We start from the raw sequence: 25,040 nt of genomic DNA on the forward strand, positions 1-25,040 counted from the left end.
GTGAACCAGTCGGCACAGCCAACAGGACTCAAGACGTCGAAGACGCCGGCGTCCGAGGATGTCCGACTCGCGTTGCGGGCCGCAACGATGTATCACCTCGAAGGTGCTACTCAGGCGGAAATCGCTGCAAAACTCGGTGTCTCGAGGCCGACGGCGGGTCGCCTGCTGGCTCGGGCACGGTCACAAGGTTTGGTCAGGGTCGAAATTTTGGTTCCGCCGGAGCTGGAAGGTTCGGTGAACACGGAACTGGAGTCCGAACTCGAGAAGCTTTTCGGGCTGGCTGAAGTTCTGGTTGTCCCCGAAGCAAATTCGGATTCAGATGATCCTGACTACGATGCGTTGGGCCGTCGCGCTGCTGACGTGTTGGTTCGGCGTCTGCAGCCGTCGAGCGTTCTCGGATTCACGTGGGGACCGGAAACCGTTGCGGTGGCCGGTTCTTTGCCGGATCGGGCCGCAAAGTGCTCGGCTGTGGTACAACTTGACGGCTCCATGACGGTGACCGACTATCAAACCGGCGTTGACTTCACTATCGGCCGATGTGCACAACAGTTGCAGGCCAATCCGATTCGCCTCAATGCTCCGTTGTACGCCGATCCGGCGACTGTGGAGTCGATGCGAAACGATTCGGTCATATCGAAGGCCCTGCGAGCCGGAACTGATTCCGACATCATGGTTTTCGGTGTTGGCGCCGTATCGACGGCTACCACGTTGTTTGCCGGTAGCTTTGTCGATTCGACCATGCTCGACGAGTTGGAAAGTCGTGGCGCGGTCGGTGAAATCGGGGGCCGTTTCTACACGATCGACGGAACTCCAGTGGAGGGGCCACTGCCCGAGCGCACGGTCTCCGTATCGCTCGAAGCAGTGAAATCCTGTGATCAGACCATTCTGATTTCGGGGGGAACACACAAACGCCAGGCCGTTCTGGGCGCATTGCGCGGAGGTTTGGCACACGTACTCGTCACCGATGTCGAGTGCGCCCAGTGGCTGCTCGACAGCTAGCACTCTTACGAGTTCTGCCGGCCGAGCGTGCAACTGACACGTGAGTGTGAAGGAAGGTAAATCCGTGAAAACAGGAAGACGAGTGTGGGGCGCTGCTACTGCAGCTCTCTGCCTCCTGGTGTCGGGATGTGCGGGTGCGGGCGCACTCGGTGGTTCCGGCGAACGAACCGTCACCATTGCGATGGTGTCGAACTCGCAAATGCAGGACGCCATCAAATTGGCGCCCGCTTTCGAAGCCGAGAACCCTGGGATCGACCTCAAGTTCGTCAGCCTTTCCGAGAATCAGGCGCGCGCCAAGATCACGGCATCAACGGCCACCGGTGGCGGTGAATTCGATGTAGTCATGATCAGCAACTACGAGACGCCGCAATGGGCTGCCAACGGTTGGCTCGTGAATCTGTCCGAGTATTCCGATGCGACAACGGGTTACGACGAAAACGATTTCATTCCGTCGATCAAGACGTCGCTGTCCTACGAGGACAGCATGTACGCCGTCCCGTTCTACGGTGAGTCCTCGTTCCTGATGTATCGCAAAGACCTGTTCGACCAGGCCGGCATCACGGTTCCCGAAGATCCGACCTGGCAGGAAGTTGCCGGGTGGGCAGAGAAGTTCGACAACCCCGACGCAAAGATGTCGGGTATCTGCCTTCGTGGAAAGCCAGGTTGGGGTGAGGTGCTTGCACCACTGAACACCGTGATCAACACCTTCGGCGGTCGCTGGTACGACGAAGACTGGAATGCGCAGCTGACCAGTCCGCAGGTGGAAGAAGCCGTCCAATTCTACGTCGATACCGTCACAGAACACGGTCAGCCGGGTCCGGCGACCAGTGGATTCGGTGAGTGTGCAACACAATTCGCGCAAGGCAACACGGCGATGTGGTACGACGCCACATCGGCTGTCTCGGTGCTGGAAGATCCCGCGTCGTCGAAGGTTCACGGAAACATCGGCTACGCGAAGGCTCCGAAGGTCGAGAAATCCGATCCAGGATGGTTGTACACATGGGCGCTCGGTATTCCGGAGTCGGCCAAGAACAAAGACGACGCGTGGAAGTTCGTTTCGTGGATGACAAACAAGGATTACATCCAGAGGGTCGGTACGGAGCTCGGGTGGTCGAGGGTACCGCCGGGAAGTCGACTTTCGACATATGAGATTCCGGAGTACCAGGAAGCAGCCAAGGCGTTCGGTGAGATCACACTCGAATCGATCAACAACGCAGATCCGAAAAATCCTACAGTGCAACCGGTTCCGTATACCGGCGTCCAGTTCCTCACCATTCCTGAGTTTCAGGACCTGGGCACTCGCGTCAGCCAGCAGATCAGCGCTGCCATCGCGGGTCAGAAGAGTGTGAAAGAAGCACTCGAACAATCGCAGCAGTATGCCGAGGTGGTCGGCAAGACCTATCAGGAGAACCGATGACTACGGTTGCTGAGCCCAGAACTGCGGTGGACGACGCGCCGCCGGTCCGAATCGACAAGAAGATCTCTCGCGCCGAGGGGTGGCGTCGGCGAGGTCCGTTGCTGCCGGCGTTGATCTTCTCGATCGTCGTCACTCAGATCCCCTTCCTGTTCACGCTGTACTACTCCACGCAGTCGTGGAACCTCGTGCGGCCGGGATCACGGCAATTCAACGGTCTGGACAACTACATCGAGGTGTTCAAGGACAGTCAGTTCCGTGAGGTGGCTGTCAACACGGTCATCATGATCGTGGGTACGGTCATCGTGTCCGTGATCCTCGGACTGGCGTTGGCACTGCTTCTCGACCGAGCGTTCCTGGGCCGTGGAATTGTGCGAACGCTACTGATCACGCCGTTCCTCATCACCCCGGTTGCCGGCGCATTGCTCTGGAAGACAACAATGTTCGACCCCGTGTTCGGCATCGTGAACTTCGTTCTCCAGCCGTTCGGCGTCGGCCAGGTGGACTGGGTGAGCAAGTTCCCGCTCGCCGCGGTCATGATCAATCTGATCTGGCAGTGGACCCCTTTCATGATGTTGCTGATCCTGGCCGGGCTGCAGTCCATGCCCCGCGACATTCTCGAAGCCGCACGGGTCGACGGCGCCAAGCCGTTCGCGATGTTCCGCGAATTGACGTTGCCGCATCTGCGCCGCTTCATCGAACTCGGCGCGGTACTCGGTGCGATCTACCTCGTGAACACCTTCGACGCGGTGTACATGATGACGTCGGGAGGGCCGGGAGTGGCCAGCTCGAACCTGCCGTTCTACATCTACCAGCGTGCGTTCCTCGGCTTCGACGTCGGTCAAGCCGCGGCGATGGGCGTCGTGACAGTGATCGCGACCATCATCGTGTCGACACTCGCGCTCCGATTGATCTTCAAGAGCTTCACCGGTAATGAGGAGGCTGCGTGATGACTACCGCACACACGACAACCGACAAGCCGATTGTCAAGAAGAAGAAAAGCGGCAAGTTCAGCCCATGGTCGGTGGTGGCGTGGATTGTCGCCCTCGGCTTCTTCTTTCCGGTCTTCTGGATGGTTCTGACGGCCTTCAAAACCGAGGCCGACGCGTACACGGATCCACCGAAGTTGTTCTTCACCCCGACGCTCGAGCAGTTCCGTGCCGTTCTCGATTCGGGTCTTGGTACCACGCTGGCGAACTCGGCATTCGCCACCGGAATGTCCACGATTCTTGTTCTGCTACTGGGTGTTCCGGCAGCGTTTGCGCTCTCTCTTCGCCCCGTGAAGAAGACGCAGGATGTGCTGTTCTTCTTCATCAGCACCAAGATGCTCCCCGTCGTGGCAGCGATCGTGCCGCTGTACGTGATCGTCAACGACATCGGATTGCTCGACAACATCTGGGCGCTGGTCATCTTGTACACGTCGATGAATCTGCCGATCGCGGTGTGGATGATGCGCTCGTTCTTCCTCGAAGTGCCCGGAGAACTCCTCGAGGCCGCCAGTATGGACGGCGCGAGCTTGTGGACCTCGGTTCGTGAAGTCATCCTGCCGCTGATCTCGCCCGGAATCGCTGCCACAGCGCTGATCTGCGTGATCTTCTCGTGGAACGAGTTCTTCTTCGCAGTCAACCTGACGGCTGTTCAAGCGCAGACGATTCCAGTGTTCCTGGTGGGATTCATCACCGGTGAGGGCCTCTACTGGGCCCGGCTGTCCGCAGCGGCAACCATGGCGGCGCTTCCCGTCATCCTGGCCGGGTGGTTCGCCCAGAACAAGCTCGTGCGCGGTCTGTCCTTCGGCGCCATCAAATGACCCGGTGCAATCCACTACCTCGCCTCACACTTTCAGGAGTTCGTCATGGCTGAAATCTCGTACCAGAAAGCGTCTTGCATCTACGAAGGTGCCGGGACCCTCGCTGTCGATTCGCTCGATCTCGATATCAAGGACGGCGAGTTCATCGTCCTCGTCGGACCGTCAGGATCGGGAAAGTCCACTGCGCTACGCATGTTGGCTGGGCTCGAGGACATCGACTCGGGTGCAATCACCATCAACGGCAAGGACATGACCGATGTCCCGTCGAAGGATCGCGACATCGCGATGGTCTTCCAGAACTACGCGCTGTACCCCAACAAGACCGTCGGCGAGAACATGGGCTTTGCGCTGAAGATGCGTGGGGTTCCCCTGGAGGAACGAAAGAAGAAGGTTGCCGAAGCGGCAAAGCTCCTCGACCTGACGGAGTACCTGGACCGCAAACCCGCCAAACTGTCCGGTGGCCAGCGTCAGCGAGTTGCCATGGGACGCGCTATCGTTCGTGAACCTCAGGTGTTCTGCATGGACGAGCCGCTGTCCAACCTCGACGCCAAACTGCGGGTCCAGACGCGTACGCAAATCGCGGCGCTGCAGCGTCGGCTCGGAACCACCACCGTGTACGTCACCCACGATCAGGTGGAAGCGATGACGATGGGCGATCGCGTCGCAGTGCTCAAAGGTGGCAAGTTGCAACAGTTTGCGTCACCGACCGAACTCTACGATCGTCCCGCAAACGCGTTTGTCGCCGGTTTCATCGGTTCGCCGGGCATGAATCTGGTGACGGCCCCGGTCACTTCAGGTGGCGTTCGGTTCGGGTCCGTCGACGTTCCGCTCGACCGCGAGCAGATGACGGCAATTGCGGCCGCCGGCTTGGACTCCGTCACCGTCGGAATCCGGCCGGAACAATTCCAGGTGGTTCCCGCGGGAACCGGTATCGCCGCTCAGATCGATCTGGTCGAAGAACTGGGCAACGAGTCGTACATCTACGCGCACGTGCCGGGAACGGATGCCGATCCCATTTCACTCGTCGCACGTACGGGTGGACGATCACAACTGCAGTACGGCCAGACGCTCGGATTCGAGCGGGTAGAAGGACCGGTTCATCTCTTCGACCCCACGACCGGTGAGCGCGTGGGTAACTGAGCCCCATCCGAAATCGTGCCCTGCTCGGCGCTCGAACTCGATCGCGCCGAGCAGGGCATTACCATGATCGCCTGAAAGTTAAGGTCTATCGATGAGTGATACCCGAAATCTATCCGTCGTGGTGTGTGGTGAGGGACTGGTCGATCTGGTGCCGGTGGGGGAGAACTTCTCACCCAAGCTGGGCGGCGGACCGTTCAACGTCGCACTCGCTTTGGGCAGACTCGGGTCGGCTGTAGGGTTCGTCTCCCGGTTGTCGGCCGACGCGTTTGGTGATCGCATGATCGCCTCCCTGACCGCGTCGGGCGTCGACACCAGTGGAGTCGACCGTGGGCCGGAGCCGACCACACTCGCCGTCGTCAATCTTTCCGGCGACGGTAGCGCCCGGTACAGCTTCTATCTGGAGGGGACGGCGGATCGGCTCTTCAGTGCGCCGGAACTTCCCGACGCCCGCGCATTCTCCTTCGGGACCCTCTCGCTGGTGTTGGAACCCGGGGCGTCGGCATATGAAGCTCTGCTGATCGAGGCGCACGCACGCGGACGACTCACCATGGTGGACCCCAATATTCGCCCGGCCGTCATCGCTGACCCCGACGCGTACCGTCGACGCTTCCGCACGTGGTTGCCGTCCGTCGACATCCTCAAAGTGAGCGACGACGACGCGATGTGGCTGGGCTCGGTCGACGGCCGTGAGTGGCTGGACGAAGGTGTGGGGGCGATCTTGTTGACGCGCGGCGGCGATGGATTGACAGTGCTGACACCGGGATTCGAGGTGTCGGTACCGGCGCCGACGGTCCGGGTCGCAGACACCATCGGAGCGGGAGACACGGTGCACGGCGCGCTGTTGGCTTACCTGGAGCGTCACGACGCACTTGATCCCGCCGCTGTTCGCAGCTTTACGGCACCGCAATGGGAGGCGGCGCTGGAGTTCGCGGCGCGGGCGGCGGCCGTCACGGTGTCACGACCAGGTGCTGACCCGCCGTGGTCGGCGGAGTTGTCCCACTGAGAGTTTGTCCCACTGAGCGGGTCGTTTCCGAAATGCCGGGCACGTGTTTTCCCAGCTCAATTGGACGTCTGACCTGCGGCACGAAAACTTTCGTTAGAACACGTTCCAATTTCCGCTATTTGTGGCTATGGTCACAGTGATAGATGCGGGTGTGCGAATGAAAGGGTGAACTGACGTGAAGACCAAGGGTGCAATCCTGTGGGGCCTGGGCGAGAAATGGTCCGTCGAGGAGATCGAGATCGGCGATCCGGTAGCCGGCGAAGTCCAGATCCGCATGGAAGCGGCCGGAATGTGCCACTCCGATCACCACATCGTCACCGGCGCCACGCCGATGCCGTCGTTCCCCGTGATGGGTGGCCACGAAGGCTCGGGCGTCATCACCAAACTCGGCCCCGAGGTCTCCGGTCTCGAGGTCGGCGACCACGTCGTGCTGTCCTTCATTCCGGCCTGTGGAACCTGTCCGGCGTGTTCGGCCGGACATCAGAATCTCTGTGATCTCGGCATGGGACTGCTCAGCGGCCAGGCAATCAGTGACGGCACGTACCGAATTCAGGCTCGCGGCGAGAACGTGATCCCGATGTGCCTGCTCGGAACGTTTGCCCCGTACATGGTTGTGAACCAGTCCTCGGTGGTGAAGATCGACAAGGACATCCCGTTCGAGGTGGCCGCGCTTGTCGGTTGCGGCGTTCCTACCGGTTGGGGTTCGGCGACGCACATTGCCGACGTCAAGCCAGGCGAAGACGTCGTGATCATGGGCGTCGGCGGCGTCGGCATCAGCGCGCTGCAGGGTGCTGTCGCATCCGGTGCGCGGTACATCTTTGCCATCGATCCGGTGCCGTGGAAGCGAGAGCAGGCCCTGAAGTTCGGTGCCACCCACGCGTTCGAGAGTGCCGCTGCGGCAATTCAACCCATCATCGAGGTGACGCACGGACGCATGGCACAGAAGACCATCATCACCGTCGGTGAGATGAAGGGCGAGTACGTCGAAGAAGCGATGATCCTCACGGCCAAGGCCGGACGTTGCGTTGTCACCGCAATGGGTCACCTGACGGACATGGATGTCAAGCTCAATCTGTTCCTGATGTCGATGCTGCAGAAGGACCTTCAGGGCAACATTTTCGGCGGCGGCAACGCCCGCCAGGATGTTCCGAACCTGCTCGCGATGTACAAGGCGGGCAAACTCAACCTCGACGACATGGTCACTCGCACGTACACCCTCGAAGGTGTCAACGACGGCTACCAGGACATGCTGGACGGCAAGAATATCCGCGGCGTGATCCGTTACACCGAAGCGGACTGGTGATCCATCGCTGAACTCACGGGCCAGTAGTCTGATCGAGTGCACAGTCTTGACGTCATCGATCAGTGGCCCGTCGACAACGCGGCAGCGGTCGTCCTCACGGGAGAATCTTCCGGCGGGGGCGGCCGCATTTCTGCGTCGCACGGCGACCAGAGCCGAGTATTTCCGTTGGCGTCGGTAACAAAACTCCTGTGCGCCTATGCAATTCTCGTTGCGGCGGAAGAGGGTGCCGTCGAACTCGATCAGCCGGCCGGCCCCGAAGGTTCCACGGTGCGCCATCTGCTGGCGCACGCGTCGGGACTGGCCTTCGGAGAGCGAGTCGTCCAAGCGCCCGTCGCGTCGAAGCGGATCTATTCGAGTGCGGGGTTCGAGGTGCTCGCCGAATTGATCGAACACGAAACCTCGATTCCTTTTGCCGACTATCTGGCCGAGGCGGTGTTCGAACCGTTGCAGATGACGACTGCGGCATTGGTCGGCCCCGCAGGTCACGGAGCGCAGGCATCGGCGGCCGACCTGTCCCGGTTCGCGGCTGAGCTACTCGCCCCGACGCTGATTTCGCCGCAGACGTACAAAACCGCGATTTCGGTACAATTCCCCGGACTCAATGGCATTTTGCCGGGATACGGCTCCAAGCGGCCTAATGATTGGGGATTGGGCTTCGAAATACGTGGACAAAAGAATCCACATTGGACCGGACTCGAGAATTCTGCGTCGACGTTCGGCCATTTCGGTCAATCCGGAACCTTCCTCTGGGTGGATCCCAGCATCGACGCTGCCTGCGTCGTTCTGACCGATCGCGCCTTCGGTGATTGGGCAAAGCCGCTATGGACTGAATTGTCCGATCGCGTAATAACGGACATTCGGTAACAATTTTCTCTTGTTCCACTGGCGCAACACGAGTAACACAGGCACACTATTCAATCGAGCCTGCTCCACACATTCGACAGAGGTCGTTGGGGAAGACGTCCCTCGTCGAAGCAGGAGGCTCGAGTGCAACCGAATCACCTCGCGGAACTGACGACTGGTGTGGTCTTCATCCACTCGTCACCCGCAGCGCTATGCCCGCACGTGGATTGGGCTTTGTCCGCCGCGTTGGGTTGTCCTGCCAAACTGCGGTGGACATCGCAGTTGGCAGACAATGGACTGCTGCGTGCAACAACGGATTGGTCGGGGCCCGTCGGAACCGGTGCCCGACTGGTGGATTCACTACGTGCGTGGCCGAAGCTGCGATTCGAGGTTACCGAGAACCCCAGCGACGGCGTCGACGGTGAGCGCTACAGTCACGTGCCGGGTCTCGGACTGTGGCGCGGTTCCACCAGTGCCAACGGGGACGTTGTCGTCGGCGAACTGCGGCTGCGATCCATCATCAACGCGGGCGGCGACATCGTCGGAGAAATCGACCGGGCGATGGGCGCGCCGTGGGACGAAGAGCTGGAACCGTATCGATGCTCCGGCGAGGGTGCCGAAGTGATGTGGTTGCACCGCCGCGTCAGCTGATACACAAACATGAATGAAAAAGGTGAGCCTCGCCGTTGTCGGCGGGGCTCACCTTGCATTCGTAGAGTTCTTACAGCGGAATATTCTTGTGCTGCCCACGCACATTCGGAGCGGCGGCGAGGGCGGCGGTGACGATACTGCGAGTCTTCGCCGGATCGATTTCCTGATCCACCACACCCATCTCGACTGCCCGGTCAACGCCGCCGGCGATGGCTTCGTGCTCAGCAGCCAACCGGTCGTGGAGGGCTTCACGCTCATCGTCGGGGGCAGCGGCAAGGGCGCGCTTGTGCAGGATTCCCACCGCGGCCTTTGCGCCCATGACTGCAACCTCGGAATTCGGCCACGCGAACACCGCCGTGGCGCCGAGCGCCCGTGAATTCATGGCAATGTACGCGCCGCCGTAGATCTTTCGAGTAACCACGGTGACACGGGGGACGCTCGCTTCGGCAAAGGCATGCAACAGCTTTGCCCCGCGTCGGACGACGCCTTCCCACTCCATCGACACACCGGGGAGATATCCGGGGACGTCGACGACCACAACGAGCGGCACGCCGAAGGCATTGCACAGGCGAACGAATCGTGCGGCCTTCTCGGCGCTCTCGGAGTTGAGGCAGCCGCCGAGTCGCAGCGGATTGTTGGCAATGACACCGACAGTGCGGCCGGCCATGCGGCCGAACCCTGTGACGATGCTGCGTGCGTAGTTACCTTGCAGCTCTTCGAAACTCGACTCGCCTTCGACGTTGTCGAGCAGTTCGTGAACGATCGGACGCACGTCGTACGCGCGCTTCGCCGACGCCGGCATCATGGCCCGCAAATCGGAATCACCGAGTTCGGCGGCGCGCTGATCGAACGTGCCTTGATCGCAGAGCATGGAGACGAGGCGGCGTGCCCGATGCAGGGCGTCGGACTCGTCGTGCGCGGCGATATGCGCGACGCCTGACTTCTTGCTGTGGGTGTCCGGTCCGCCGAGCGAGACCATGTCGACCTGCTCGCCCGTCACACTGCGTACGACGTCGGGTCCGGTGACGAACACTCGACCTTCGGGCGCCATGATGACGACGTCGGTCAGGGCCGGTCCGTACGCGGCGCCGCCGGCGGCAAATCCGAGGACAACGGAAATCTGTGGGACAAGGCCTGATGCGCGGACCATTGCCTCGAAGACAAGTCCGACAGCGTGCAGAGCTTCGACGCCCTCAGCGAGGCGGGCGCCACCGGAATGCCAGAGCCCCACGATGGGGGTCTGCTCGTCGATGGCGGTGTTGATGGCGTCGACAAGATGCTTGCACCCGTCGAGGCCCATAGCGCCGCCCATGACGGTGGCATCGGAACAGTAGGCGATGGTGCGGACACCGTCGATCTTTCCGGAAGCGGCGAGCACACCTGACTTGTCGCGGGGGTGGAGCGGAACCGTGGTTCCCGGATCGAACAGATTCTCCAGGCGCGCTAGGGGATCACGCGGATCTGTCGACGATTCGGACTTAGTCACGGGGGCCAGGATGGTCATCGCGTCCTCCTTCAATACGTGCCTTCGGCAGAAATGCCGATCGGTGTGCCCGCGGGTGGTGTTGTCGAATGCGTTCCAACATCACCCGCGGACAAGGTCAACGACTGGCTATGCCCGGCCGAAAGCGAGCGCAACATTGTGCCCACCGAAACCGAACGAGTTGTTCAGTGCGAAATCGAAACTGCCGGTTCGGGCTTCGCCCTTGACGACGTCGAGATCGATCTCTGGATCCTGGTTTTCGAGATTGAGCGTCGGCGGAATGATCCCGTCGCGCACAGCCAGAACCGTCAGAACGGACTCGAGGGCGCCGACAGCGCCGATCGAGTGTCCCAGTGCGGATTTCGGTCCGTACACCGCCGCGTGGTTTCCCACGGCGGCATTGATTGCCGTTGCCTCCGCGATGTCGCCGATCGGCGTCGCGGTGGCGTGAGCATTGATGTGCTTGATGTCGGCCTTCGACAGGCCGGCCATCTCGATTGCCCGCGTCATGGCTCGCGCCGCGCCCAGACCCTCGGGATGCGGTGCCACGATGTGGTAACCGTCGGACGTGATTCCCGCGCCCAACAAACGTGCGTGAATCGTCGCGCCACGTGCCTTCGCGTGCTCCTCGGTTTCGAGGATCATCAGCGCGCCGGCTTCACCGAACACAAATCCGTCGCGGTCCTTGTCGAACGGACGCGAAGCCGCAGTCGGATTGTCGTTGTTGGTGCTCATCGCACGCATCATGGCAAAACTTGCGATGGGAACGGCGTCGATGAAGCTCTCGACCCCGCCGGCCACCACCATGTCCACGTCACCCATGACAAGCATGCGGTGCGCGTGAGCAATCGCTTCGGAACCGGACGAACAGGCCGAGACAGGAGTAATGACGCCACCACGGGCGCCGAGCTCGAGTCCCACTGTTGCCGCCGGCCCGTTCGGCATGACCATCTGCACCGAGAACGGGGACACCTTGCGGTATCCACCCCCGCGAAGCTTGTCGACTGCGTCGATCAAGGTGTCGCCGCCGCCCAGTCCGGTGCCGATGACAACCGCGAGGCGGTCCTGATCGACCTCGGGACTGCCGGCATTGCTCCACACAGTCCGGCCGAGGGTCAGTGCGAGTCGCTCGACCCAACTCATCCGTCGGATTTCCACTCGCGACAGACCCTCGTCCGGTGAAACCTTGAGGTGCCCGCCGATGCGAATCGGAAGGTCGAATTCGTCGATGAACGGGTCGTCGAGGACTCCGATGCCGCTTTCGCCGGCGAGCAAAGCCTTCCACGTGCCATCCACATCACCAGCCACCGACGTCGTCGTCGCGAGGCTCGTGACAACGATGTCGGGAAATTTCCCCCTGCGGGTAGAAGCGGAAGTCACGGTCGGCTCACTCTGCGTTCTTGGCTTCGGCGCCTTCGGCTTCGAGCTTCTGGATGTACGCGACGATGTCGCCGACGGTGCGCAGGCCGGCCAGATCCTCGTCCGGAACCTTCACGCCGTACTTGTCTTCCGTCTGAACTGCGATCTCGACCATGGACAGCGAGTCGATATCGAGGTCGTCGACGAACGACTTGTCAGCGGTGACCTCGGAAGGCTCGATTCCGGTGACCTCCTCGACGATCTGGCCGAGTTCCGCGATGATTTCTTCCTGAGTGTGGGCCACTGTTGTGGCTCCCTTCTTGATCGATTGAGGTGGTAAACCGAGTCCAGCTTCTGGGCAGCTGAATTCGGGGTGAAGCGCCCGGGCTAGATCAGTCCGGACAGAGCGGAGATATCCTCCGGGTTCTTGAGGGCCACCGTCGGCGTGCCACGCATTTCGCGCTTGGCAATACCGACGAGGGTTCCGGCCGGCGGGAGTTCCACGATCGCCGTGACTTCTGCGGTCCGCAGTGAAGCGGAGCAGAGGTCCCAGCGGACGGGACGAGTTACCTGCGCGGCAAGTTTGGTGAGGGCGTCGGCACCAGAGGTGACCGGCGCGCCATCTGAATTGGACAGCAGCGTGCGCGTGGGATCACTCGGGGTGATCTTGGCGGCAGCAGCTGCGACGGCATCCTGAGCCGGAGCCATGAATCGGGTGTGGAAGGCGCCGGCGACGGGCAGTGCCCGAACACGAGCCTTCTCGGGTGCATTGGCAGCAAGCTCTTCGAGAGCGCTGAGTAAACCAGCTGCAACAATTTGACCAGCAGCATTTCGGTTGGCGGCTTCGAGGCCGAGTTCCTCGATGCGTGCCAGTACCTCGGCTTCGTCGCCGCCGAGTACTGCGGACATTCCGGTGGGCTCGAGTGCGCACGCCTTGGCCATCTCCGCGCCGCGCAGTGCAGCGAGTGCGACAGCTTCGTCAGCAGTGATGACGCCGGCGATAGCCGCGGCAGCGAGTTCACCGACCGAGTGACCGGCGGCAATGACATCAGCTCCGAGGAGGCCTTGTGATTCGATTTCCTCGTAAGCAAGCAGTGCTGCAGCGACGACCAGGGGCTGCGTCACGGAGGTGTCCGTGATTTCTTCCGCGGTCGCCGTGGTTCCGAGGCGGACGAGGTCGAGACCTGCGGCTTTCGACCACATTTCCAAGCGGTCTTGCGCTCCGGGCAATGCCAGCCAGGGGCTGAGCATGCCGGGTGTCTGAGAGCCCTGTCCGGGGGCAAGCAAGGAAATCACTTATTAAGAGAACACTGGCAGCGGTGTAGTTCGAGATGTCGGTGACCATGAACTCTGGTCGTGTGTTTTGTAGGTTTCCCACAAATTCCCACGTCGGGTTTCCGCATCGGAATTGGACGCCAAAGGGTTACAAGGCAATTTGTCACACTGTGAACGGTGTGACTGGAGTGAACGTTGTGTCCGATTTGTTATCGATTTCGCTTAATCGGCCCACCGTAGCGGCTATACGCAACACGTACGCGTCGCGCGGATTGGTTGGATCCCGACCGGTCACTTCGGTAATTCGCTTCAAGCGGTACCGCACAGTATTTGGATGAACAAACAGCTGACGTGCACAAGTCTCAACCGCACCTCCACAGTCGAGATATGTGTCCAAAGTGTCGGTCAAAACCGAGCCGCTTTCGGCCAACGGAGTGACGAGATGGTCCTGGAGAGCGTCGACGGCAGCTTGATCGCCGAGTAGTGCGCGTTCGGGAAGGAGTTCCGTTGCAAACACCGGACGCGGAGCTCCCCGCCACCCCGCGACCGCCTTGATTCCGGCAAAAGCCTCAGACGCACTGAAATGTGCGGCGCTCAGACTCGGTGTCGTCGGGCCGATTACTACTGGGCCGCCTGCAAAGCTCCGCAGCAGATCCTGCATGAACTCGCTCTCCGCGGACTTGCTGGTCACGTCGCCGCTGACAACCATCACGAGACGGCTGCCCTGAACGACTGCCAGTACCGGTCGGCCATGGGCCGCTGCCGTGGCATGGACCGTTCCTGCGACCGAGACGCGTTCGTCCGGCGGCGGTGATCCGACGATGACGGTTGCGGGCGCAGTTGCATCCCAATTCAATGTGGCTGCGCGAGAGAGCATGTCGGAGCCGGTGTCGCCGCGCACCACTGCGTCGACCACCAGTGCCTCGAGCCGGCTGTCCAAGGCGCCACGGGATTCGGCGGCACTGGCGTACACCGAGGCGGCCGCAAATCCGAGTTCACGTCCGTACCGGAGGACGGCCTCGGTCAACGCGATGAGCTGTTGATCGTTACGGGCCAATGCCGGCAGCCACTTCTCGAAGAACTCCATGGCAACGCGAACCATGTCGACCGTCTGCCGCAGGGTCAGCCGCCGCGCCAACTCCTGGGGAATGACCGGAAACGACTCGTATCCGAAGCTGATCTCCGAATCCAACTGCCGGAGCCATTCGAGGAAGTTCACCACTGACGTCTGCACCAGCAGCTGAACGTCGGCGCGGTGGGACGCGTCGAGACTGTCGAAAAAGGGGAGTTGTTCCTCCATGACCGTCACGGCTTCCGTGGCCAACCGCCCGGAGAACTGCTTGACCCGCCGCAGCAAAGCCTCGGGGAGTGGATCACGAACCTGACGCCGCCGCGACAGCGACGCCTGCAACCCGGAAGTCGACGACCGGATGCGTCGTACTCCTACCGGAGGTACCCCGGCTGCAGGTACATCAGAATCAGGATCAGGCATGACAAAAACCTACGCCCATCGCTGCGGATGTCGTGATGACACCCGCAGCAATGGGCGGAAGGAGCGGTGGAGCGGCAATACTTACGCGCTACCGGTGTCCCCGGTCTGCTCGGGAGCAGCGTTCACATCGTCGATGCGGTACCGAGCGGCTGCCTCGACGGCCTTGCTGCGGTCGATCGAGCCTTCCTTGGCCAGGCCGTTGAGCACGGCGACGGTGATCGACTCGGCATCGACGTTGAAGTAACGACGAGCGGCCGTTCGGGTATCGGAGAATCCGAAACCGTCGGTGCCCAGCGTGATGTAGTCGCCCGGGACCCACTGGCGGATCTGATCCGGGACAGCGCGCATCCAGTCCGATGCCGCAACAACGGGACCCTGCGCCGACGCCAAGGCGTTGGTGACGAAGGGAACCGGAGCGTCCACAGCCGGGTTGAGCAGAGCCTGACGCTCGCACTCGACACCCTCGCGGCGCAGTTCGCCCCACGACGTGACGGACCAGATGTCAGCCGAGACACCCCAGTCGTCCGCGAGCATCTGCTGAGCCCGCAGGCCTTCCGGCATGGCAACACCGGAAACGAGGATCTGAGCCTTCGGGCCCTGCACGTCGGACGCCTTGTAGAGGTAGATGCCCTTGAGCAGTCCCTCGACATCGAGATCAGCAGGCTCCGCCGGCTGCACGTACGGCTCGTTGTAGATGGTGAGGTAGTAGAAGATGTTCTCGCCGCCGAAGCCGGCGACACCCTCGGTACCGCCGTACATACGACGCAGACCGTCCTTGACGATGTGCGCCAACTCGTACGAGAACGCCGCGTCGTAGGTGACCGCGGCCGGGTTGGTGGACGCCAGGAGCAGCGAATGTCCGTCGGCGTGCTGCAAGCCTTCACCGGTCAGCGTGGTGCGACCGGCCGTTGCGCCGAGAACGAATCCGCGGGCCATCTGGTCGGCTGCTGCCCACAGGCCGTCGCCGGTGCGCTGGAAACCGAACATCGAGTAGAAGATGTACAGCGGAATCATCGGTTCGCCGTGCGTCGCGTACGACGTGCCGACCGCGGTGAACGACGCCGTCGAACCGGCTTCGTTGATGCCCTCGTGCAGAATCTGGCCGACCGGGCTCTCCTTGTAGGCGAGCATGAGTTCGGCGTCGACGGACGTGTAGAGCTGTCCGTTGCGGTTGTAGATCTTCAGCGACGGGAACCACGAGTCCATACCGAAGGTACGAGCCTCGTCCGGGATGATCGGCACGATGCGCTTGCCGATCTCCTTGTCGCGAAGAAGTTCCTTGAGGATGCGGACGATGGCCATCGTCGTGGCCACTTCCTGCTTACCCGAACCCTTGCGGATGACGTCGTACGTCTTGTCCTCGGGAAGCTTCAGCGGTGCAGCGTCCGTGTTGCGGGACGGCAGGAAACCACCGAGCGCCTTGCGGCGATCGAGCATGTACTGGATCTCGGGAGCGTCGTTGCCTGGGTGGTAGTACGGAGGCAGGTACGGATCCTTCTCGAGCTCGGCATCCGAGATCGGGATGTGCTGCATGTCGCGGAACGCCTTCAGGTCGTCCAGCGTCAGCTTCTTCATCTGGTGCGTAGCGTTGCGGCCCTCGAAGTGCTTGCCGAGCGTGTAGCCCTTGATGGTGTGCGCGAGGATGACCGTCGGCTGGCCCTTGTGAGCCATCGCGGCGGCGTACGCGGCGTGAACCTTGCGGTAGTCGTGGCCACCACGCTTGAGGTTCCAGATTTCGGGATCCGTGAGGTCCTTGACCAGTTCCTTCGTGCGCGGGTCGCGACCGAAGAAGTGATCACGCACGAACGCGCCGTCGTTGGCCTTGTACGTCTGGAAATCGCCGTCCGGGGTCACGTTCATCAGGTTGACGAGCGCGCCGTCCTTGTCGGCATGCAGCAGCGAATCCCACTCACGGCCCCAGACGACCTTGATGACATTCCAGCCTGCGCCGCGGAAGAACGACTCCAGTTCCTGGATGATCTTGCCGTTACCGCGAACCGGGCCGTCGAGGCGCTGCAAGTTGCAGTTGACGACGAACGTCAGATTGTCGAGGCCTTCGGTCGCAGCCACGTGCGCGAGACCGCGCGACTCCGGCTCGTCCATCTCGCCGTCGCCGAGGAAGGCCCACACATGCTGATCGGTGGTGTCCTTGATGCCGCGATCATTGAGGTAATGGTTGTATCGCGCCTGGTAGATGGCATTCATCGGGCCGAGGCCCATGGATACCGTCGGGAACTCCCAGAAATCGGGGAGCAGGCGCGGGTGCGGGTACGACGGGAGTCCGCCGCCCTTGTCGGCGTGGCTCTGCTCCTGGCGGAAGCCGTCCATCTGCTCGGCCGGGATGCGGCCTTCGAGGAATGCTCGCGCGTAGATGCCGGGGGAGGCGTGGCCCTGGATGAAGATGTGGTCGCCGCCGCCCGGATGATCCTTGCCGCGGAAGAAGTGGTTGAAGCCCACCTCGTACAAAGCGGCGGAGGACGCGTACGTGGAGATGTGGCCACCGACTCCGACGCCGGGACGCTGCGCGCGGTGCACCATGATGGCCGCGTTCCAGCGGATCCAGGCGCGGTAGCGACGCTCGACCTCTTCGTCGCCCGGGAACCACGGTTCGTTCTCGGTCGGGATCGTGTTGACGTAATCGGTGGACGTCAGAGCGGGCAGTGCGACGTGCTTCTCGCCGGCGCGTTCGAGCATGCGCAGCATCAGGTAGCGGGCGCGGGTCGGGCCTGATCGATCAAGAAGCCCGTCGAACGATTCGAGCCATTCAGTGGTCTCATCCGGGTCGATGTCCGGTAGGTACGACGCGACGCCTTCGCGAATGACGCGGACACGGCCGTCCGCTCCAGGGGGTGAACCTGGCACTCCCGTGCCGCCTGACTCGGCGTTCGGCTCGGACGAAGGACCCTGGATCAGGTCAGACAACGTGTGCTCCTCAGAGGGGTTTGGGACGCGTGGTTGGGCGTCCTTACGTAGGTGATCGGGACCTTGTTAGGCCCGATCCACTTCCATGACGAATATGGCGCGTACCTCATCTTTCACCATCCCGGTCGGCCTGGCACACTGTGGCCCCGGTTACCGTCGGGTAGCGTTCTCGAGTTCGGCTGCAGGCTGCAAATAGTTGCCGGTGGCAACGCGATGTGAGGGGGATTTGTCGGTGACGAAGGGGAAGCCGGTCAGGGGATCGGAAAAGAGCGCGGACCGGTATCGACGTCGTGGATTTGTTGTCGCGATCGGCGCGTTGACGGTGGGGTCGGTGGTAATCGCAGGGTGTTCGGGTGCCGTCGAGGGGTCGCCGACTCCGAACAGGTTGCAGGCTGCCGCCTATCAGGCCGAGGTGACGGCTTCCGTTGCGGCGTCGTCGTCGAAAGCTGCGGCCGAGACCGCATTCCAGGCTTGTGAACAGCTGCTGCTCCGATCGAAGGACGACGTGGCCGTCTTCAACGACTACATCGACGCCAACAACAACGACGCGTCCGACGTGACGAGCAAAGCGCAGGCGGCTGCGTCCTCGGCAGACGAATTCGCCGGGTGGCTCGACACCGCGACTGCAGACGTCCCCGCCTCGCTGTCCGGACTGTTCGGCGATCTGGCCGACAACCTGCGGTCGATTGCCCGCGTCGTCGAACGTGATCATTCGGCCGACGAAATCAATTCGATCACCGATACGACCAACTCAATTCGAGATTCGATCCGTACCGAATGCGGAGCCCTGTGACCTGCGGATTTTCGGGGGCGTAAGGTTCCGGGCGTGTCTGCGGACACAAATCTGGAAAAGTTTTCGGCGTGGTCGGCTTGCGCTAACGCCTTCGACCATGTTCGCTTTCCCTAATCGAACGTTAAACGGTCGGTGCGCGGGGACTCCGTGCACCATCAACAAAAGGAGGACCCCACCGTGGTCGCCGCGGCGGATGCCCAGAACTACGCTCAGAAACTCGGGATTACTGCCGATATGGTGGTGCAGGAACTGGGCTGGGATGAGGATACCGACGACGGCATTCGTGCCGCGGTTGAGGAAACCATCGGCGGGGAAATGCTCGACGAGGATTCGGACGAAGTCATTGACGTCGTGCTGCTGTGGTGGCGCGACGAAGACGGAGACCTTGTCGACGCTCTGATGGATGCCATCGGTCCTCTCGCAGACGAAGGTTTTGTCTGGGTTCTCACACCTAAGACAGGGCGAGACGGACACGTCGAGCCCAGCGAGATCGCTGAATCTGCCCCTACAGCAGGACTTACTCAGACGTCTGCTGCGAACCTCGGTGACTGGTCGGCAAGCCGACTCGTTCAGCCGAAGGCTCGCCCGGCCGGCAAGCGCTGATCAAGCCAGCAATAAGCAACAGTGCATCGGATGACGCAATCGCGACGTCCGATGCATTGTCGTATTTTCCGAACCTTTTCCTATCGTCAGTGAAGGATGAAATCCATGCCTCTCGAAGTTGGTGCTCAGGCACCGGAATTTACGTTGAAGGATCAGAACAACCAGGAAGTCTCGCTCGCAGATTTCCGCGGTAAGAAGAACGTTCTGCTTGTCTTCTACCCGTTGGCTTTCACCGGAACCTGCCAGGGCGAACTCTGCAAGGTCCGCGACGAGCTTCCGACGTTCGAAAACGACGACACGGCAATCCTCGCCATCTCCGTCGGCGCTTCGCCGACGCACAAGATCTGGTCCGCCGAGCAGGGTTACACCTTCCCGCTGCTGGCCGATTTCTGGCCGCACGGTGAGGTTGCCCAGAAGTACGGCGTGTTCAACGACAAGCTGGGCTTCGCAAACCGTGGAACCTTTGTCATCGACAAGGACGGAATCATCCGTTTTGCCGAGATGAATGGTCCCGGAGAGGCCCGTGACCACGCGCTTTGGGCAAATGCGATTGCCGCGCTAGAGTCTTAGAGCACTCCCGGTGAGGTTCTCGCCGGGAGTTCGGGCGTGTAGCTCAGTGGTAGAGCTCTGGTTTTACACACCAGCGGTCGGGGGTTCGAAACCCTCCGCGCCCACCGAATAACAAAAACCCTGATCTGCGCTTCGGCGAGGTCAGGGTTTTTGTTGTTTCTAGTCGCCGATGTATCCGGTGTCCGGGTTGATCTGGCTGAGAAAATCGCGGATCGACTCACGATGCTCGTCGACTGTGTTCGGCTCGGGCGGCGTGGAGGGCGTCTCCGCGCGATCTAGAACGCTGTAAAAGGCAACGTGTCGAGAGCTGGAAAATCCATAGCCCTCGTTCGGCCCGGATTTCCAGTCGTAATCGTATGTACCTGGGTTTCCTGCACGGGGCTTCACTGTGAAAGTCTCCCCATCGACCGTCAAGGTAAACGGCCCGTCCTCGGCGGCCGGACGGCTGTCACCAGTCGGCTCACGATCCTCGGTATTCATGAGACGAGACTGTCATAAGGATGCTCATCTGCGCGCCTGATATTTCGGTGCGTGATCGCGAACGGCTGCGGTGAGTCGGCCGACGAACCCCTTGACGTAGCGGGCCGGCCCACAGATGATCGAACTCTTGCACGTCGAACTCTGGAGCATCGGTGCCAACGCACGCCCAACATGTAGCTGTACTGATCATCGGAGCCGGGCCGACTGGCATTGTCGCCGCGACGTTGCTCGCCCAACGTGGTGTCGAGACCGTCGTCGCGGAACGCCACCGCGGCATCTACCCGCTACCTCGTGCGGTGCACCTCGACGACGAGGTCCATCGGATTCTCCAAAAGATCGGTGTCGCTGACGAATTCGCTGCAATCAGCAAGGCCGCCCGAGGGATGCGGTTGGTGGACGGCGATTTGGACACACTGCTGGAGTTGCGCCGTGAAGGCGTCGGAGAACACGGCTGGCCCCAGGCGAATATGTTCGATCAGCCTGACCTCGAAAACTTGCTCAGGCGCAATCTTGCAGGCTTTCCCGCGGCCACTGTGATCACCGGGGTGGAGGCGACTATCACGCGGTCCGTGGGGTCCGTCGTCGAAGTTGAACTCGTGGAACAGGATTCCGGAGATCGGCGCATGGTCACCGCCGACTTTGTGCTCGGGTGCGACGGCGCGAACAGCCGGACCCGCGAGTTCATCGGCACGAAGATGCGTGATCTCCATTTCGAAGAACCTTGGTTGGTCGTCGATGTCCGATGCGGCATCTCTCTCGACGTGTGGGACGGCGTCTACCAAGTGTGTAACCCGGCGCGCCCGTCGACGTTCATGCAGATCGGCCCCGACCGCTACCGGTGGGAGTTCCGGATCAATCCCGGCGAGAACGTCGACGACCTCGCATCTGAAGATTCACTGCGCGTATTGCTGGCGCCGTGGTTCCGTGACGTGCCCTGGGAGGCAGCGGAAGTGCTGCGTCATACCGGATACACGTTTCGGGCCGCTGTAGCGGACGTATGGGGGCGCGACGGCGTCTTCCTGCTCGGTGATGCCGCGCATTTGACGCCGCCCTTCATCGGGCAAGGCATGGGCGCAGGTTTGCGTGACGCGGCCAATCTTGCGTGGAAGATGGCGGCGGTGGTCGACGGAACTGCTGAGCGGTCGATACTCGACAGCTATCAGGAGGAGCGGAAACCGCATGTGACGCAGATCATCCGAGCGGCTGTGGCAATCGGCTGGGTGATGGCAGGCGGAAAGGGATTCATTTCGCAGGCGCGTCAGACAATCCTGACTGCGGTGTGCAGACTGCCGGGGTTCAGTGGCCCGGCAATGAAGTCGATTTCTCCGAGGTTGCGGGCAGGACTGCTGGCCCGGCATCGGGTGCTGGCGAGAAACCCTGTCGGATTGATGTTTCCGCAACCACAACCCGGCGACGACGATCGTTTGGGTACTGGTTTTGCGCTGGTGTATCGCGGCGAGATGGACTCTCGGCTGCGGACTCTCGCGTCGACGCTCGGAGCGACGGAAGTGCGTGTCGGTAGCGACGGGTCCGGGCGCGCGGTGTCGTCGTGGATGGATCGGCACCGCGCACGGGTGGTTCTCGTGCGTCCGGACCGGGTGGTGGCAGACTACGTCGGGCTCGGGAACGGACCCACACGCGAATCCACGTGGGCGCGTGCGCTGGTCGGTTCCCGAGCCGCGGCGAACTACTTGGACAGGATGATCGAGAACTGAATCTGGCCGGCGTCTTCGACGATGATGTTGGCGAACATGGTGGGCTTGTCGATCTTGTAATCGGTCCACGTGACATCGATGGCGCCGGCAGCTTCGATTCCTGCTGCTGACCTGCGGATTTCGAAATCGGTTGTCACCGGCCGGGTTTCACCCTTGAGTGTGAGCTCGCCGGTGATCGGGATGGTGGTGATGGTGCCGTCGGCGGGGACGGTGCTCAAATCGACGGGTTCGGTGATCGTGAACGTCGCCTTGGGGAACTTGCTGGCGTTCATCACGGCGTTGCTGAACTGCAAGTCGCGTCGGCCGTCGTCGGTGGCGATGGTGGCAACGGCGACCTCGACGGTTCCCTCGGTCAGCTTCTCGGATTCGACGGTCGCGCTGCCGCTGAGTTTCTCGGTCTGTCCTCGGACGAAGACCCGTTGGCCCTGGAGTGTTTCCCAGACTTCGTAGCCGGCTTTCGATCCGGGACCGACAGTCCACGTGCCGTCGATCTCTGCTGCCGGGTCAGCGGGAGCAGCGTCGTCGCTGAGTCCGAGCGCGTCCGGCTGATCGCCATGGATGAAATTTGCGTACACCCAGGGTCCGGCCAGTACGACTGCCAGCACTACGGCCACCGCGGAGCCGATCACCCACCACCATCGTTTGTTCATGAGGGCGAAGATTAATGCAATTGTGAACCAGATGGGGGAGTTACGTTTTCGGACGCCTGCGCAATGGTCGCCGCAATGCTCGTGCCGGCTGATAGCTCGGAGAGGTCTCGTTGCAATTCCTGCGCGCGCGTGCGGAATGAGTTGTCGCCCAGGACACGGCGAACGGCCTTGGTGATGGATTGTGAACGCGGGGTGCCGCGTCGCAGGTTGATGCCGGTTCCGGAGATTTCCACGCGGCGGCAGATTTCGGCTTTGTCCTCGGTGGTTCCGGCAACTACCAAGGGGACACCGTGTGCGAGGGCGTAGTGAACACCGCCCCAGCCTCCGTTGGTGACCATGACGTCGACCTTGGGAAGTAGTTGATCGTAGGGGAGGAACTCTGCGACGCGGAGATTGTCGGCGCTGGTGGATACGTCGGAGATCGGGCGGCCACCCGTTGTGGCGACCACGAGTACGTCCTGATCGGCTAGGCCTCGAATTGTTGGTTCGATCAATCGATTCAGGTTGTCGTTGTCGAGGGTCCCTTGGGTGACCAGCACTACGGGGCGGTCGCCGTCGAGGTCGTCCCACCAGGTGGGCGGCGTGAAATCGCTGTTCGATGTCGACTGGATCGGGCCGCTGAACGTCAATCGGTGGTCACGATCGCTGCGCGAATACTCGAACGCTTGGGTGGTCAGCACGAAGGTCTTGTCGGCGAGTAGCGGCCAGTTCAGAACAAAATCCGGGATCGGCGTGCCGGTCAGTTGTCGGTGCACACGGTTGGCGGACGATTGTGCGGTGCGCAGAATTCCATGCTCGAAAATCTTGTTGAGCGCTTGGTTCCGGACGCGTCCTGCGCGGGTCGAGGACGGCGCGAACCCTGGCCCGAAGGGTGCGGTGTCGACGCTGGTGCACATGAGTGGCGATGTGCAGATCGCGAATACGCGTGGCCGGTCAGTGGGTGATCCGCTCAGGAGCGGGATCAGACCCATGAACAAATTCTCGCCGACGACAGCATCGACTGATGTGGATTCGATGATGCGTTGAACTGCCCTGAACTGCGCGGACATCGCTGCGACAAACATCTTGTCGAGATCGAAGCGGGCACGGAGTGGGCCGGGCCACCGTGAGCGTCCCGGGAATGCGGCGTCCATGTTGTGCTCGTCGTAATCACATTCGGAAGGTAGGGGGATGTGTGTGATGCCCACTGCTCCGGCGCGCTGCGCGAACTTCCGGCCGGTCAGTATCGATACGGTGTGGCCAAGGTCGACCAGTGATTTCCCGACCGCGAGCATCGGCATCACGTGGCCGGTCAGGGGTGCACTGCAGAGCAGTATCGAACTCATCGGTCTCCTTTTTCTTCACGCAGGGTGTCGGATCCGTTGTGAGACTGGACAGTCCGCCAACTGACGTAGGTCCCCATTTTGTTCTCCGATGTGATTTCATCTGACTTCTGCACACTGTAGAAGCTTCAACCAAGTGCCTCGGAGGCTCGACATGACTACCGCCTACATCAACAAGATCTCGACGGTCGTGCCAGAGCATGACATACACGACGCCTTCGTGGAGTTCGCAGATAATTCCTTCACGCTTCGGCGGAAGCAGTTGCTGTTCCGTCGGATGGCCGATCGGGCGCAGATCTCGCACCGATACTCCGGGATCAGTTCGGTTGATGCCTTTTACAGCGGTGATCCCAACGGAATCAACACAGAAACTCGCATGATCGAGTTCGAACGCACCGCGCCGGCACTGGCCGTGCGCGCCGTGAACGGTCTGAATCTCGGTGACCGCGCCTCCGAGATCACCCACTTGATCGTCATCACGTGTACCGGATTCTATTCTCCCGGAATCGACTTCGAAATCATCAAACAGTGCGGGATCAGCCCGTCCGTCGAGCGAACGCAGATCGGCTTCATGGGATGCTTCGCGGGTATCAACGGACTCAAGCTGGCGCATCACATCGTTCGTTCGGAGCCGAACGCGCGGGTTCTGGTCGTCAGCACGGAACTCTGCTCGCTGCATCTGCAGAAGTCCGAGGATCTCGAGACGATGCTCTCGTTCCTCGTGTTCGGTGACGGCTGTGCTGCCGTCCTGATCTCCGCAGAGTCCGAAGGGCTGGCGATGAATTCGTTCCAGGCAGTGATGGTTCCCGATTCCGCAGAACTGATCACGTGGAGAATCGGTGAGCTCGGCTTCGACATGGTGCTGTCCGGCAAGGTGCCCGGAACTCTCTCGCGTGCTTTGGATGACGAAAGCATGAAGCTGATTCTTGCCGGTGCGGACAAGAGCGACATCGGCCTGTGGGCAGTGCATCCCGGCGGTCGGTCCGTTCTCGACGCCGTCGAAACGTCGCTGGAGCTGGCGCCGACTGATCTGGCCGCATCACGAAAGATCCTCAACGACTACGGAAACATGTCCTCGGCCACCGTGCTCTTCGTTCTCGCCGAGATGATGGAACAGAACAAGAACGGTGAGCACAGCGGGAAGGCCGGTTGTGCGATGGCGTTCGGTCCGGGACTGACCGCGGAAACCATGCGTTTCCAGGCCGTCTGAACCTGA

23 protein-coding genes and 1 tRNA gene are annotated in these 25,040 nt (G+C 61.5%); 15 read left to right on the forward strand and 9 right to left on the reverse strand.

The window, feature by feature from the left end; genetic code table 11:
• From FFI94_RS10755 to FFI94_RS10795, 9 genes are all read left to right on the forward strand, one after another.
• Positions 1-999 (forward strand): sugar-binding transcriptional regulator, encoded by a 999-nt coding sequence (locus FFI94_RS10755; protein WP_138872932.1) that lies wholly within the window; start codon positions 1-3, stop codon positions 997-999.
• A gap of 64 nt (positions 1,000-1,063) precedes the next feature.
• Complete coding sequence (locus tag FFI94_RS10760) at positions 1,064-2,416, forward strand: sugar ABC transporter substrate-binding protein (protein ID WP_138872933.1); 1,353 nt, start codon at positions 1,064-1,066, stop codon at positions 2,414-2,416.
• The gene (locus FFI94_RS10765; RefSeq protein ID WP_138872934.1) at positions 2,413-3,363 is read left to right on the forward strand and encodes a carbohydrate ABC transporter permease; all 951 of its coding nucleotides are present in this window, start codon (positions 2,413-2,415) and stop codon (positions 3,361-3,363) included. Before FFI94_RS10760 ends, FFI94_RS10765 begins: the two co-directional genes overlap by 4 nt.
• Positions 3,363-4,220, forward strand: coding sequence for a carbohydrate ABC transporter permease (locus FFI94_RS10770; protein WP_138872935.1), 858 nt, complete (start codon positions 3,363-3,365; stop codon positions 4,218-4,220). Before FFI94_RS10765 ends, FFI94_RS10770 begins: the two co-directional genes overlap by 1 nt.
• 45 nt (positions 4,221-4,265) lie before the next feature.
• On the forward strand, positions 4,266-5,360 hold the full coding sequence (locus FFI94_RS10775; RefSeq protein WP_138872936.1) for an ABC transporter ATP-binding protein: 1,095 nt from the start codon (positions 4,266-4,268) through the stop codon (positions 5,358-5,360).
• 91 nt (positions 5,361-5,451) lie between these two features.
• Positions 5,452-6,363, forward strand: a complete 912-nt coding sequence (locus tag FFI94_RS10780; protein WP_138872937.1) for a carbohydrate kinase — start codon at positions 5,452-5,454, stop codon at positions 6,361-6,363.
• Positions 6,364-6,538: 175 nt separating this feature from the next.
• Entirely contained in the window at positions 6,539-7,666 is a 1,128-nt protein-coding gene (locus FFI94_RS10785) for an NDMA-dependent alcohol dehydrogenase (RefSeq protein ID WP_138872938.1), read from the forward strand.
• A gap of 36 nt (positions 7,667-7,702) precedes the next feature.
• On the forward strand, positions 7,703-8,530 hold the full coding sequence (locus FFI94_RS10790) for a serine hydrolase (RefSeq protein ID WP_138872939.1): 828 nt from the start codon (positions 7,703-7,705) through the stop codon (positions 8,528-8,530).
• 123 nt (positions 8,531-8,653) lie between these two features.
• Positions 8,654-9,160 (forward strand): DUF3145 domain-containing protein, encoded by a 507-nt coding sequence (locus FFI94_RS10795; protein WP_138872940.1) that lies wholly within the window; start codon positions 8,654-8,656, stop codon positions 9,158-9,160.
• 70 nt (positions 9,161-9,230) lie between these two features.
• On the opposite strand, the gene FFI94_RS10800 is transcribed toward FFI94_RS10795, so the two are convergent.
• From FFI94_RS10800 to aceE, 6 genes are all read right to left on the reverse strand, one after another.
• Positions 9,231-10,664, reverse strand: coding sequence for an acyl-CoA carboxylase subunit beta (locus FFI94_RS10800; RefSeq protein ID WP_138872941.1), 1,434 nt, complete (start codon positions 10,662-10,664; stop codon positions 9,231-9,233).
• A gap of 108 nt (positions 10,665-10,772) precedes the next feature.
• The gene (locus FFI94_RS10805) at positions 10,773-12,023 is read right to left on the reverse strand and encodes a KasA/KasB family beta-ketoacyl-ACP synthase (RefSeq protein WP_138872942.1); all 1,251 of its coding nucleotides are present in this window, start codon (positions 12,021-12,023) and stop codon (positions 10,773-10,775) included.
• A gap of 7 nt (positions 12,024-12,030) precedes the next feature.
• The gene (acpM, locus tag FFI94_RS10810; RefSeq protein WP_033233096.1) at positions 12,031-12,306 is read right to left on the reverse strand and encodes a meromycolate extension acyl carrier protein AcpM; all 276 of its coding nucleotides are present in this window, start codon (positions 12,304-12,306) and stop codon (positions 12,031-12,033) included.
• 83 nt (positions 12,307-12,389) lie between these two features.
• The gene (locus tag FFI94_RS10815; protein ID WP_138872943.1) at positions 12,390-13,298 is read right to left on the reverse strand and encodes an ACP S-malonyltransferase; all 909 of its coding nucleotides are present in this window, start codon (positions 13,296-13,298) and stop codon (positions 12,390-12,392) included.
• Between the two features lie 142 nt (positions 13,299-13,440).
• Positions 13,441-14,769, reverse strand: a complete 1,329-nt coding sequence (locus tag FFI94_RS10820) for a CdaR family transcriptional regulator (protein WP_138872944.1) — start codon at positions 14,767-14,769, stop codon at positions 13,441-13,443.
• Between the two features lie 81 nt (positions 14,770-14,850).
• Positions 14,851-17,691, reverse strand: a complete 2,841-nt coding sequence (gene aceE / locus FFI94_RS10830; protein ID WP_138872946.1) for a pyruvate dehydrogenase (acetyl-transferring), homodimeric type — start codon at positions 17,689-17,691, stop codon at positions 14,851-14,853.
• A gap of 232 nt (positions 17,692-17,923) precedes the next feature.
• On the opposite strand from aceE, the gene FFI94_RS34175 reads away from it, so the two are divergent.
• The 4 genes from FFI94_RS34175 to FFI94_RS10850 all read left to right on the forward strand — a co-directional run bounded on the left by FFI94_RS34175 (position 17,924) and on the right by FFI94_RS10850 (position 19,761).
• Complete coding sequence (locus FFI94_RS34175; RefSeq protein WP_260683995.1) at positions 17,924-18,484, forward strand: hypothetical protein; 561 nt, start codon at positions 17,924-17,926, stop codon at positions 18,482-18,484.
• A 177-nt stretch (positions 18,485-18,661) separates the two neighbouring features.
• On the forward strand, positions 18,662-19,087 hold the full coding sequence (locus tag FFI94_RS10840) for a DUF3052 domain-containing protein (RefSeq protein ID WP_033233108.1): 426 nt from the start codon (positions 18,662-18,664) through the stop codon (positions 19,085-19,087).
• Positions 19,088-19,192: 105 nt separating this feature from the next.
• Entirely contained in the window at positions 19,193-19,657 is a 465-nt protein-coding gene (locus FFI94_RS10845) for a peroxiredoxin (RefSeq protein ID WP_138872947.1), read from the forward strand.
• 32 nt (positions 19,658-19,689) lie between these two features.
• Positions 19,690-19,761, forward strand: a tRNA-Val gene (locus FFI94_RS10850).
• Between the two features lie 55 nt (positions 19,762-19,816).
• Here FFI94_RS10850 and FFI94_RS10855 read toward each other — a convergent pair.
• Positions 19,817-20,137 carry a hypothetical protein gene (locus FFI94_RS10855; protein ID WP_138872948.1) on the reverse strand — a complete coding sequence of 107 codons (321 nt, stop codon included), beginning with the start codon at positions 20,135-20,137 and terminating at the stop codon, positions 19,817-19,819.
• 152 nt (positions 20,138-20,289) lie between these two features.
• Between FFI94_RS10855 and FFI94_RS10860 the strand changes: the two genes are divergently transcribed.
• Positions 20,290-21,852: a bifunctional 3-(3-hydroxy-phenyl)propionate/3-hydroxycinnamic acid hydroxylase gene (locus tag FFI94_RS10860; RefSeq protein ID WP_138872949.1), complete on the forward strand. Its 1,563-nt coding sequence runs from the start codon at positions 20,290-20,292 to the stop codon at positions 21,850-21,852.
• Here FFI94_RS10860 and FFI94_RS10865 read toward each other — a convergent pair.
• Both FFI94_RS10865 and FFI94_RS10870 read right to left on the reverse strand, forming a co-directional pair.
• Positions 21,825-22,502 carry a YceI family protein gene (locus tag FFI94_RS10865; protein WP_138872950.1) on the reverse strand — a complete coding sequence of 226 codons (678 nt, stop codon included), beginning with the start codon at positions 22,500-22,502 and terminating at the stop codon, positions 21,825-21,827. The genes FFI94_RS10860 and FFI94_RS10865 overlap by 28 nt on opposite strands.
• A gap of 11 nt (positions 22,503-22,513) precedes the next feature.
• Complete coding sequence (locus tag FFI94_RS10870) at positions 22,514-23,827, reverse strand: glycosyltransferase (RefSeq protein ID WP_138872951.1); 1,314 nt, start codon at positions 23,825-23,827, stop codon at positions 22,514-22,516.
• A gap of 151 nt (positions 23,828-23,978) precedes the next feature.
• On the opposite strand from FFI94_RS10870, the gene FFI94_RS10875 reads away from it, so the two are divergent.
• Positions 23,979-25,034, forward strand: a complete 1,056-nt coding sequence (locus FFI94_RS10875) for a type III polyketide synthase (RefSeq protein WP_138872952.1) — start codon at positions 23,979-23,981, stop codon at positions 25,032-25,034.
• Positions 25,035-25,040: the final 6 nt, after the last annotated feature.

The sequence above is a fragment of the Rhodococcus sp. KBS0724 genome, assembly GCF_005938745.2.
Lineage (GTDB): Bacteria > Actinomycetota > Actinomycetes > Mycobacteriales > Mycobacteriaceae > Rhodococcus_F.